Genomic DNA, 12,177 nt, shown 5'->3' on the forward strand with positions numbered 1-12,177 from the left:
TTGTTTTTGCGGCTTTTCCCTTATATTTTTACGATAAATCTTCCTTTTGCCTGCCCTTGTAGTATGATAGGAAGAGTCTGAGGCAGCTCTTCTAAACTTATTTCTTTAGAGATTGACTCTAGTCCTTCTGGTTTGAAATCAGTTGCCATTCGCTCCCAAAGGGGCCTGCGCACTTCCATTGGACAGTAGACGGAATCAATCCCTAGAAGATTAATGCCGCGAAGGATGAATGGAAATACCGTTGTAGGTACGTTTCCACCACCCGTTAATCCACTAACTGCAACCGAACCGTTGTACTGAATTTTACTTAAGATAGCCGCTAAGAATTCTCCGCCAACTGGATCAACGGCACCTGCCCAAAGCTGTTTATCTAAAGCTTTTGCTTTTCCATTATAAACTTCTTCCCTCGAAACCACCTCGTTTGCACCGAGCTTATGTAAGTAATCATGTTCACTACTTTTCCCGGTACTTGCCACGACATCGTAGCCTCGTTTTGCTAGAATGGCAAGGGCAAGACTGCCTACTCCTCCGGTGGCTCCAGAAACAAGCACCTTCCCTTTTTCAGGAGTGAGCCCATTTTCTTCTAATCTCTGAACAGAAAGAGCTGCTGTAAATCCAGCGGTCCCATATATCATCGCCTCTTTTAAAGAGAGGTTTTTTGGTAAAGGGACAATCCAATCAGCGGGGATTCTAGCATATTCACTGTAACCGCCATAATGAGAAACCCCAATTTCGTAGCTAGTAGCAATGACTTGATCACCCTCTGTGTAGCGGGGGTCTTCTGAAGAAACTACCACTCCTGCTAAGTCAATCCCGGGTATAAATGGATAGGAACGAACGATTTTACCATCAGGCAGACTGGCTAGCCCATCTTTATAGTTTATACCTGAGTACGCCACCTTGATTAGTACCTCTCCGGCTGGCAAATCCTGAAAAGAAACCTGTTTGACCCCTATCGAAAAGTCAGTGTCAGACTTATCAACTACTAATGCCTTAAAATCCTCACTCATCCTTTAGAACCTCCTTTTAATAAAAAATTTTCCATTTTTATCATACTACATTATAGTAAAAGTATAGAACTCAAACATCGTGTACTAATTTCAATAATTTGAACTAAAATAGAAACAGGTAAGAGGAATAGGAGTTGATTTTATGTATTTAGTGAGACCCCCTTGTTAATCTAATAAGACCATCCGTCCGCCCCCTTATGGATTTCTGTTTTTTAGAAAATAAAGGGAGGATGGAACGATGATGGCAAAAAACGTTAATAAGCTTTATTTGATCATATTTTTTCATAACCTTATTCCTGCTTACGTAATCGAAAGATTGTTTTGGGAGCAGCGAGGTATGACGGTGCTGCTGGTAGTTCTCTGCGAAATCATTTATGCTGTAAGTATTGTTATCTTTGAAATACCTACTGGTGTTTTTGCTGATAAGTACGGCAGAAAACCACTGTTAGTGATTGGTGCTGTTCTATCAGTGTTTGAATTTATCACCCTGCTATTTGCCTATGACTTTTGGTCATTTGCCTTGGTAGTCTTCCTGGCAGGTATTTCAAGCGCCTGCACAAGCGGTGCTTTCAATGCTCTACTTTATGACTCACTGGCTGCAGTCAATAAACAAAGTTCGTTTGAAAAAATGGTTGGGAGAATGAATTCGCTCGACTTAATTGGTGCGATGATTGCTGCACTTTCAGGAAGTGTACTGGCAAAATATTATGGATTCGAGCTTAACTATATTCTTTCAGCTTTAGGTATGTTCATAGCGTTCGTGTTCACAATCCTATTGAAGGAACCCCCTAGAACAACGCCGGAGGTAAGACAGAATACGAAACTGAATAGCTTTATATCTTATATAAAGAAATCACTATTATTCTATAAATCTAATCCTAAGCTAGTTACTATTCTAATAAATGCGATGGGTATTGGAGCATGCATTACTTATTTAGATGAGTTTTGGCAGCTTTATTTAGATGAGGCTGGGTTTTCTGTCCTTTTTTTCGGAGTATTTTCAGCGTGTATATCGCTCGCTAGGATACCAGGAAACATACTAGCAGCCTCACTGCTTACTTATTTTAAAACTGAAAGTATTATTCATTTTATACTAGCTCTGACCACAGTTTGTTTTTTTGCGACAGCTATTTTTCCTGGTCTGTTTGGGCTGCTCACCATCATTATCATTTTTATAGGTAGTGGAGTGATTGATCCTGTAGTAACGGGTTTTCTTCACCATCATGGAAGCTCAAATATACGAGCGACTATTGAATCCTTTCAATCCTTGATTGAAAGTGTAATTACTTTTTCGGTGGGCATAGGCTTTGGGATGATCTCATCACATTTTTCAGTCATTTCAGGTTTTTTCTTTTTAGGTGTAATCTCCTGTTTATTCTTCTTTATTTTCTTAAGAAGAATTCAGAGCTTTGCAAAGGACTAGAAGCCATCCTGCGGGATGGTTTCCTATTTTAATCATTCCCTAACGACAAATTTGAAACTAATTTGCATCAGCTACCGTCTGTTTTAGTGTGAACAGCCTAGAACCATGAGAAGGAGAGATATTAATGAAAGTTTTTTACAAGGGAATTACGTTTGCCATTCTTTTTGCCATAATCCTAACTGCAAGTAGTACAAGCAAGGTTTTTGCCGATACTAATGGTAATAATGAAGACAGTATCAATGAAAAGTTTGGGCTGCCAATTGTGGTATATGGTGAGGCATTATCTGCAGCTCAAAAGGATGAAGTCAGAAAGCTTTTAAACGTAACCGACACTAGTAAGGTTAAAGAAATCACTGTTTCTGGAGAAGATCTGGTTACCTATATTAAAGGGGATCGCCATTCTAATATGTATTCATCCGCTAAAATTACGAGAAAGGATTCAGGTGAAGGTCTTATTATTAATCAGGTTACCCCTGAAAATATCACAGAGGTTACCGATGAAATGTATGCCAACGCTCTGCTAACGGCTGGAATTCAAGATGCTGTTGTAGATGTTGCTTCTCCGGTGAAAGTCAGCGGACACTCGGCATTAGTAGGAATCTATAAAGCTTATGATGCAGGAGACGGTGCCGGATTAAATAAAGACCGTACAGAAGTTGCAAATGAGGAGTTAAATCTGGCAACGGACTTAGCAAAAAAAGAAGGGCTCGACCAAGATAAAGTTAGTGAGCTGCTAACGGAAATTAAAAAGGAAATTGCTAATCAAAATCCAGCAACAAAAGAAGAACTTGCTGCGATTATTGATGAAAAGTTAAAAACTTTAGAAATCAAGTTAAGTGCCGAAGACCGTCAGCTATTAATAGATTTGTTTGAAAAAATGAGGGACCTAAATATTAATTTTGATAATGTTAAATCACAGCTGGAAAATCTCACTCAAGATATCCAGCAGCGAATTGAAGAAGCAGTAGGGGATAAGAACTTTCTGCAAAAGGTAGCAGATTTCTTTAAAGAATTAATAGATAGTATTAAAAGCATATTCTCGTAAATTTGGGCTCAGTCTATGAACTGAGCTTTTCTCTTGCAAAAAATTTAATATTAAAATTAGTAGGAATGACCTCAGGACTATATAAAAATCCCCAGTTTTTTGTTAAAATAGAATTTAAGTAAAAAAAGGTTCGACAAAAATCACAAAAATATGCTTTAGTTAGATTATAATTTATTATATTGTTATATTAATCTACTATAGCTTCAGATTAAAAATACTCATTAGAATTATTAGAATAATGAGGCAATGAATTTTTGCAGGAGCAGGAGGAAATCATTCATGTGGGATTTTGAAATGGACATAGATCAAGTAGCAAGAATAAAAGTAATCGGTGTTGGCGGCGGCGGTAATAACGCAGTTAACCGGATGATTGAAGACGGTGTTCAAGGTGTAGAATTTATTGCCGTTAATACTGATGCCCAGGCTCTTAAACTCTCAAAAGCAGAGATAAAAATGCAAATTGGAGCAACCTTAACAAGAGGGTTAGGAGCAGGTGCAAATCCTGAGGTTGGCAGAAATGCAGTTGAAGAAAGCAGAAAGCAGATACAAGAAGTACTAAAAGGCGCTGATATGGTCTTTGTTACCGCTGGTATGGGCGGTGGTACTGGTACTGGAGCTGCACCTGCCATTGCACAAATCTCCCGCGAACTTGGAGCCTTAACCATTGGAGTCGTGACACGTCCTTTTGGATTTGAAGGCCGAAAACGTGCAACAAATGCAGCGGCTGGGATTGATTTAATGCGTGAAGCAGTAGACACATTAATCATTGTTCCAAACGACCGCTTACTCCAAATCGTTGATAAGAAAACACCGATGATCCAAGCTTTCCGTGAGGCAGATAACGTGCTCAGACAGGGTGTACAAGGTATTTCTGACTTAATTGCAGTTCCTGGTCTAATTAACCTTGACTTCGCTGACGTGAAAACGATTATGTCTAATCAAGGGACAGCCTTGATGGGAATTGGCTTAGCAAAAGGTAAAGACCGTGCCGTTGAGGCGGCAAAGAAAGCAATTTCTAGTCCATTACTTGAAACTTCCATTGATGGAGCCCAAGGTGTATTAATGAACATTACAGGAGGCAGCAATTTAAGTTTATATGAAGTTCAAGAGGCTGCTGATATCGTTTCATCCGCTGCAGACAAGGAATTAAATATGATTTTTGGATCGATCATTAATGAAAACTATAAAGATGAAATTATGATCACCGTTATTGCTACTGGCTTTTCTGAATCACTTTTATCATCAGGAAAAAGCACTTCAGGTCCATCAAGAGATGTTAATTCTAGACCACAGTCTCAAGGGTTTTCAAGACGGGAGCAAAGCGTTCAAGAAGTACCTGCACAAAGTCATGAAAAACCTAGACAACAGTCAGAAGATGCACTGGATATCCCAACTTTCTTGCGTAATAGAAACAGAAGATAATATAAAATACAAAGGCTGCTGAGGTATTTTCGGCAGCCTTTTTGTGTCAAGTAAATAACTTTTAGAAATTTGACTTGTTTATCAAAACTTTAAGGTGAATTTAAAACATTTATGCTAAAATAATAGTGCAATAGTGAAATAACAACAGCAAGGAGCAATCGCTATGTTGAAAGATATTTTTATGGGCTTATCTCAAAATCAATTCCTAAATAGTGCAGCTAAAAAATATGGCTTAAAAATGGGTGCACAAAGTGTTGTTGCAGGTACCAATATTAATGAAGTTATAAAAAGTATTAAAGAGTTAAACGCACATGGTATCTCTTGTACAGTAGATAACCTAGGTGAGTTTGTTTTTAAAGAAAAGGAAGCCAATGCTGCTAAGGAACAAATTCTTAATGTCATTGAAGCTATTTATGAACATAAAGTTGATGCACATATATCATTAAAACCTACTCAATTAGGTTTGGATATAGAATACAGCTTTTGCTTAAGCAACCTAAGAGAAATCGTTGATAAAGCCAGCAATTATGGGATCTTTGTAAATATTGACATGGAAGACACTAGCCACTTACAGCCTACTTTTGATCTTTTGGATGATTTGTCTAAGGAATATGATAACGTTGGGACTGTTATTCAAGCTTATTTGCTGCGTGCTGATGAATACCTTGAAAAATATAAGAACTACCGATTAAGGATTGTAAAAGGGGCTTATAAGGAGCCGATTGAATGCGCTTACCAAGATAAAAAGGATATAGATGCAAATTTTATTAAATTAATAGAGTGGCATTTACTAAACGGGAAATTCACTTCTATTGCCACGCATGATCACAACATTATTAACCATGTGAAGGAATTTGTAAGAAAGCATAACATTCCGAATGAGAAATTTGAAATCCAAATGTTATACGGTTTTAGGAAAGATCTCCAATTAAAATTGGCGAGTGAAGGCTATAATTTCTGTACCTATGTACCATTTGGAACAGACTGGTATGGATACTTCATGAGACGGCTTGCTGAAAGACCTCAGAACTTAAACCTAGTCGCAAAGCAAGTGTTTAACAAAAAAACGAACACCATCCTTGGTGTTGCTGCAGGGGCATTCTTGTTAGGGAGAATGACGAAATCTACTAAAAAGAAACGCAGATAAATAGTATTCTAACCTTCTCTTATGGGAAGGTTTTCTTTTTTTTTTTGTTATAGGTCTAAAGAACTAATATAATTAAAATTGACAAGTTTACAACTATTAATTAATAAGTATTGAGTGATGGATGTATTTACAAAAAAGGGGGAAATTTTATGAAAAAGAAAAAGTTCTATCTTTCTATGGTCTTTCTCTTAACGCTATCTATGATTCTCGCAGCATGCGGGAACAAAGAAGAGGGAGTTGAAAAGCCTGCAAATGATAAAGAAGAAAAACCAGAATTTATTAGTATATTAACAGGTGGTACAGGTGGAACTTACTACCCGTTAGGCGGCTCCTTTGCAGAGATTATTAAAGATGAAACAGGAATTGACACGAATGCGGAAACAAGCGGTGCTTCTGCTGAGAACATGACCACAATTAAAAATGGCGATGCTGAAGTTGCTTTTTCCCAGACAGACATTGCTTCGTACGCTGTGGACGGAAAATTAATGTTTGAAAATAATAAAGTTGACAATGTAAAGGCGATTGCTACGTTATATCCAGAAACCATTCAAATAGTTACTACAAAGGAATCTGGGATTTCTACAGTTGAAGATTTAAAAGGTAAAAAGGTTTCCGTAGGTGCACCAGGGTCTGGAACAGTAGCAAATGCTGAGCAAATTCTAGAAGTCCACGGAATGACATTTGATGATATCGAGAAACAAGATTTATCATTCGATGAATCCACACAAGGAATTCAGGATGGTACGATTGATGCTGCGTTTGTCACAGCGGGTACACCTACAGGGGCGGTTGAAAGTCTTGGGGCAACAGAGGATGTAGTAATTGTTCCTATTGAACAAGACAAAATCGATAGCCTTATCGAAAAGTATCCATTCTATGTAAAGGAAGAGATACCTTCAGGCACATATGGATTGGAGGCTGCGGTTACAACCGTTGCCGTTCAAGCGATGTTAGTAGCTAGCAGTGATCTTTCGGAGGCTGTTGTTTATGACATTACCAAGGCCATCTTTGAAAATCTTGATAAAGTGACACATGCAAAAGGAAAATTAATCAAGGTTGAAAATGCGTTAAATGGTGTGGGAATTGATGTCCATCCTGGTGCACAGAAATACTTTGATGAAAAAGGCGTCAAAGCAGAATAAATAAAAACAATTACGTTAATTTTTGGCCGGCTGAGGTTGATTGAGTCGGCTTCCTTTTCTATTGAATAGGAGGGGGCAATGCGTAAACTTCAAATTTTCCTAAGTCTATCCATCTTTATTATGGCTTTTATTTTCTTGGCATTTATACCACAACACCCAGCGATAGTCTTCCAACCGAACTATACCAAAGAAAAACTTGCCTACATTCAGGTAAAAGATGAAAAAACCTTTCAAATTAAATATACCCACTCCATTCATTTATCGGATGTAGTTGAAAGCTATAAAATTACTCCCAGTCAAAAACTCCAACAATATGAACTGATGTATGAGGACTTTGCTATTGGGATGCCTTCCAATGCTGAAGAGGGAGAAACTTTTCAGCAGATAAATGGCAGTTACTATATCAAAAATATGAAACGGATTTTCCCTTTCTTTCATATACGAATCGGACAGGTTATTGCCAATCATAGACTGATTTATAACAACAAGGAATTCCCTTTATCACGAACGTTTGAACCAGGTACATCTCTAAAAGTGGAAATACGTAAATTGAACTATTTTGATCTATGGAAAGGAGTGAATATCCTTGAGTCAATATGATTCAGCCTTGTCTGAAGCAAAACAGCAGGAGCTTTTGGAAAAATATGATCCGGAGGCAGGAACAAGAAAACTGGCAGGAGCTGCGGGCTGGATTGTTTTTGGAGGCTTACTTGCTTTTTCTTTATTCCATTTATATACAGGTATATTTGGAATGTTAACTGCACAGCTCCAACGCTCTATTCATTTGGGATTTGCACTTGCCCTTATATTTTTATTATTTCCAGCACAAAGGAAGAACAGAGGAAAAGAATATAAGGTGGCTTGGTATGATATCATCTTGGCTTGTATTTCTGTTCTTGTAGGTGCCTATTGGCCGGTTATGATTGATGAATTGGTTTTAAGAACCGGAAATATTACTAGTTTTGACTTTTTTGTGGGGCTTGCGGCTATTTTACTGGTATTAGAGGCAACCCGCAGGACGGTTGGGCTGCCAATCACCATCATTGCAATTGTTTTTATGGGCTATGCAGTATTTGGACCGTATATGCCGAGTGTTATCGCGCATAGAGGTCTAGAATTAGACCGACTCGTGCAGACGATGTTTTATACAACAGAAGGAATCCTAGGTACACCGATTGGTGTATCCTCCACTTTTATTTTTCTCTTCTTACTATTTGGATCTTTCCTAATCAAAACAGGGGTTGGGGAATATTTTAACGACCTTTCCATTGCTATTGCCGGAAGGAGTGTCGGCGGTCCTGCAAAGGTGGCTGTTTTTTCAAGTGCGTTGCAGGGGACGATTAGCGGCAGTTCGGTTGCAAATGTAGTGACATCTGGTGCCTTTACGATACCGATGATGAAAAATCTTGGTTATAAAAAGGAGTTTGCTGGTGCAGTTGAAGCGTCTTCTTCTACTGGAGGACAGTTAATGCCGCCAATTATGGGAGCAGCAGCTTTCTTAATGGTTGAATTCATCGGGGGAATCAGTTACTGGGAGATAGCCAAAGCTGCAGCTATTCCTGCATTTCTATATTTTGCAGGTATTTGGATTATGACACATTTTGAAGCAAAGCGGATTGGTCTTCGCGGGTTAACAAAAGAAGAAATGCCAAACAGGAGAGAAGTTCTTGGAAAACTCTATTTATTACTCCCTATTATTGCCATAGTTCTTTTGTTAAGTTCAGGAATGAGTGTCATTCGTGCTGCACTTTGGTCAATTGTCATAACAGTTGTTGTAAGTGCGATAAAGAAAAATACAAGAATTGGTTTTAAAGGAATCATTGATGCCTTGGTAGACGGGGCCAGATCGGCATTAGGTGTTGCGGCCGCTTGTGCGGCTGCAGGTATCATTGTTGGCGTTGTTACAAAAACAGGGCTGGGATTGAAAATGGCAAATGGGCTGCTCGATTTTGCAGGAGGAGCATTACTGCCGACCTTATTCTTGACCATGATTGCTTCCTTAATATTAGGGATGGGATCTCCAACGACGGCTAATTATGTCATTACCTCTACAATTGCAGCACCGGCAATCATTTTATTAGGAGTTCCGGATTTATCAGCTCACTTGTTTGTGTTTTATTTTGGAATTGTGGCCGATATAACTCCTCCAGTGGCTCTTGCAGCATTTGCCGCCGCAGCTATATCTGGAGGGGAGCCATTTCGAACCGGTGTGGAATCAACAAAACTCGCGATTTCCGCCTTTATCATCCCGTATATGTTTGTTTTGTCGCCAGAATTGCTGATGATTGATACCACTTGGACGTATTTGATATGGGTGGTGTTTACCGCTTTAACGGGTATGATTGCCATTAGTGCAGGGGTTATAGGGTTTTGGATGCGAAAGTTGAACTGGATTGAGAGGATTGTTTCTCTTGGAGCAGGATTATGTTTAATCTATCCGGAAAACATATCTGATATCGTCGGGTTAGTATTGTTTGCTTTTTTACTTGCCTTGCAATATTTATATAAACGGGATCGTATTCCAAAAGTTCAAAATTGAATATTGAAATATTCGGGACTTCATATTTGTGAAGTCTCGAATTTATTTATTAAGATTTTCTTACATAACGATTGAATTGACAAAGTTACCATTTTTACTAAAAAGGGGAGATACGTTAATGGCAATAATAATTGCTTTTTATAACTTATGTACATACTAAATAAAAAGGAAATTACCTATTTGAATCAAGTATTGATTAATGGGTTCTTAGTTGTAACTATGCTTTCTAGACTTCATCAGGGGGAGACGTACGAATGGAACAATCCATAAATAAGACTGAAAGGCCGCCATATGGTATTATCGCTGTAATAATGATTGGGGCATTTATTGCATTTCTTAATAATACTTTATTAAATGTAGCATTACCTTCTATTATGAAGGATTTAAATGTTGATACAGCTACGGTTCAGTGGCTGACTACCGGATTTATGCTTGTCAACGGGATTATGATTCCGACTACAGCCTTTCTAATCCAAAAATATACAGTCCGGCGATTATTCTTAGTCGCTATGGGGCTATTTACAGCGGGTACCATTATCGCAGGCATTGCACACCACTTTCCTTTGTTATTAACAGCTAGAATGGTACAGGCTTCTGGATCTGCCATTATGATGCCGCTTTTAATGAACGTCATGTTAGTTAGTTTTCCGATTGAGAAAAGAGGAGCCGCAATGGGTGTATTCGGGCTCATTCTTATGTTTGCACCAGCAATTGGTCCAACTTTGTCTGGCTGGATTATTGAACACTATGATTGGAGAATGTTATTCCATTTTGTTACACCAATTGCAGCGATTATTCTTTTTATAGGCTTTTTGAAACTAAAAGATAAAAAAGAGAAAGTGGATCTCAAGCTAGATTTCTTTTCGCTATTGCTGTCAAGTATCGGTTTTGGTGGTTTGCTGTATGGATTTAGTTCCGCTGGAAGTAAAGGATGGGACAGCCCGCAGGTTTATTTAACCATTATCATTGGGGTTGTTTCGTTGGTTTGGTTTATCTTACGCCAATTGAAGCAAGAGCGGCCAATGCTGAATTTTAGGGTTTTTAAATATAACATGTTTGCTCTTTCATCGGCTATTTCGATGATAGTAAATATTGCCATGTTTTCAGGTTTCCTGCTTCTCCCTATCTATGTTCAAACCATACGCGGGATTTCTCCATTGGATGCAGGATTGATGTTATTGCCAGGAGCCCTCGTGAATGCTTTCATGTCACCCGTTACCGGAAGATTATTTGACAAATTTGGCGGTCGTATATTAGCTATTACAGGTTTGTTCATAACGACCGTTACTACCTATTTATTCAGCATGTTATCGTTTGAAACGACCTACATGTATATGGTTTTTTTACATGCTATTCGTATGTTTGGAATGTCAATGGTATTTATGCCTGTGTCGACTAATGGATTGAATCAATTGCCGCCGCGTTTTTATCCCCATGGTACGGCGATGAACAATACCATGCAGCAGGTATCAGCTGCTATCGGTACAGGGTTATTGATTACTCTTATGTCTAATCGGTCAGCAGCGTATGGAAAGGAACTTACTGAATCTGCCATGCAAAAAATGACCGTGCCGCCAACAGAAGCAGCAATCGCGGAAATGCAACAACAAATTGCTTTGGAAGCCATGTTAGAAGGAATTAACTTTACCTTCTTTATATCAGCCATCATTATTGGCGCAGCCTTGGTTCTAGCTTTCTTTATTAAACGAGCTAAACCTGAAGAAGAAAAACTGGATGAGACTCCTTTTAGTAAGCAAGTAGTAAACAAATTAGCCAAGACTTAACGGACTAGAACGTCATATGCTGCTGGCACTGTAAAAGAGAACAATATCCTAACATCTGTTACCTTGCCGAATAATATTAGATTAATATAAAATACGAACAGCCATCTTTTGATGGCTGTTTGCTATTATTCCTGTTTTATTAGCAATGGTTGTTAAACTGTTTGATTTGTCCGCGGATTTCTCCGTCAGGATTTTGGACAGTATGGGCATTGACATATGTTTTACCATCTCTCATAAGTTCTATTAAATCTGAGAGTGATTGTCCCATTAGGGGACCAACAAGATCATCTGCTGTAATGATTCCTTCAACGACTCCTTTATTTACACTTATACCAGGGTCAGCTGGACCAAATAGAAAGACGACAACAGGACCGTTTACACCTCTTCTCCCTAAATGAATATGAGCCTGAGTAAAATTATCAAGATTATTTACAGTTAGGCGATATCCAATCCTTCTTTCATCTCTGCTAACTTTAAATTTTGCAAACCCAAAAGCATCTGTTCGAACCGGTGGAACCTCTTCTGAACCTTCTAATATCGCAAAAAACAGTTGATTATTTTCCATATATATCCTCCAGAAAAACATAATTTATGTATCATATTTTTTAGAGGATTAATTGCTTGTACGAATGTCCTAAGGTATTGAAACCATTGCCTCTACATAA

At 38.4% G+C, this 12,177-nt stretch carries 10 protein-coding genes; 8 read left to right on the forward strand and 2 right to left on the reverse strand.

Annotated elements, in window-relative coordinates; all coding sequences use genetic code 11:
* Positions 1 to 20: 20 nt before the first annotated feature.
* Positions 21 to 1,010, reverse strand: a complete 990-nt coding sequence (locus H0184_RS20125) for an NADPH:quinone oxidoreductase family protein (protein WP_221827816.1) — start codon at positions 1,008 to 1,010, stop codon at positions 21 to 23.
* Between the two features lie 238 nt (positions 1,011 to 1,248).
* Here H0184_RS20125 and H0184_RS20130 point away from each other — a divergent pair, with 238 nt between their 5' ends.
* The 8 genes from H0184_RS20130 to H0184_RS20165 all read left to right on the forward strand — a co-directional run bounded on the left by H0184_RS20130 (position 1,249) and on the right by H0184_RS20165 (position 11,512).
* On the forward strand, positions 1,249 to 2,433 hold the full coding sequence (locus tag H0184_RS20130; protein WP_221827817.1) for an MFS transporter: 1,185 nt from the start codon (positions 1,249 to 1,251) through the stop codon (positions 2,431 to 2,433).
* A gap of 124 nt (positions 2,434 to 2,557) precedes the next feature.
* Entirely contained in the window at positions 2,558 to 3,478 is a 921-nt protein-coding gene (locus tag H0184_RS20135) for a DUF1002 domain-containing protein (protein ID WP_221827818.1), read from the forward strand.
* A gap of 279 nt (positions 3,479 to 3,757) precedes the next feature.
* A complete protein-coding gene (ftsZ, locus tag H0184_RS20140; protein ID WP_221827819.1) occupies positions 3,758 to 4,900 on the forward strand; it encodes a cell division protein FtsZ in 1,143 nt (380 codons plus the stop codon).
* A gap of 163 nt (positions 4,901 to 5,063) precedes the next feature.
* On the forward strand, positions 5,064 to 6,047 hold the full coding sequence (locus tag H0184_RS20145; RefSeq protein WP_221827820.1) for a proline dehydrogenase family protein: 984 nt from the start codon (positions 5,064 to 5,066) through the stop codon (positions 6,045 to 6,047).
* Between the two features lie 149 nt (positions 6,048 to 6,196).
* On the forward strand, positions 6,197 to 7,189 hold the full coding sequence (locus tag H0184_RS20150; RefSeq protein WP_221827821.1) for a TAXI family TRAP transporter solute-binding subunit: 993 nt from the start codon (positions 6,197 to 6,199) through the stop codon (positions 7,187 to 7,189).
* A 78-nt stretch (positions 7,190 to 7,267) separates the two neighbouring features.
* A complete protein-coding gene (locus tag H0184_RS20155) occupies positions 7,268 to 7,789 on the forward strand; it encodes a DUF1850 domain-containing protein (protein ID WP_221827822.1) in 522 nt (173 codons plus the stop codon).
* The gene (locus H0184_RS20160) at positions 7,776 to 9,728 is read left to right on the forward strand and encodes a TRAP transporter permease (protein WP_221827823.1); all 1,953 of its coding nucleotides are present in this window, start codon (positions 7,776 to 7,778) and stop codon (positions 9,726 to 9,728) included. The genes H0184_RS20155 and H0184_RS20160 overlap by 14 nt, the downstream gene beginning before the upstream one ends.
* A 254-nt stretch (positions 9,729 to 9,982) precedes the next feature.
* Complete coding sequence (locus H0184_RS20165) at positions 9,983 to 11,512, forward strand: DHA2 family efflux MFS transporter permease subunit (RefSeq protein ID WP_221827824.1); 1,530 nt, start codon at positions 9,983 to 9,985, stop codon at positions 11,510 to 11,512.
* A gap of 139 nt (positions 11,513 to 11,651) precedes the next feature.
* On the opposite strand, the gene H0184_RS20170 is transcribed toward H0184_RS20165, so the two are convergent.
* The gene (locus tag H0184_RS20170) at positions 11,652 to 12,062 is read right to left on the reverse strand and encodes a CHRD domain-containing protein (protein WP_221827936.1); all 411 of its coding nucleotides are present in this window, start codon (positions 12,060 to 12,062) and stop codon (positions 11,652 to 11,654) included.
* Positions 12,063 to 12,177 lie beyond the last annotated feature (115 nt).

The sequence above is a fragment of the Neobacillus niacini genome (assembly GCF_019749295.1).
GTDB classification, from domain to species: Bacteria; Bacillota; Bacilli; order Bacillales; family Cytobacillaceae; genus Neobacillus; species Neobacillus niacini_D.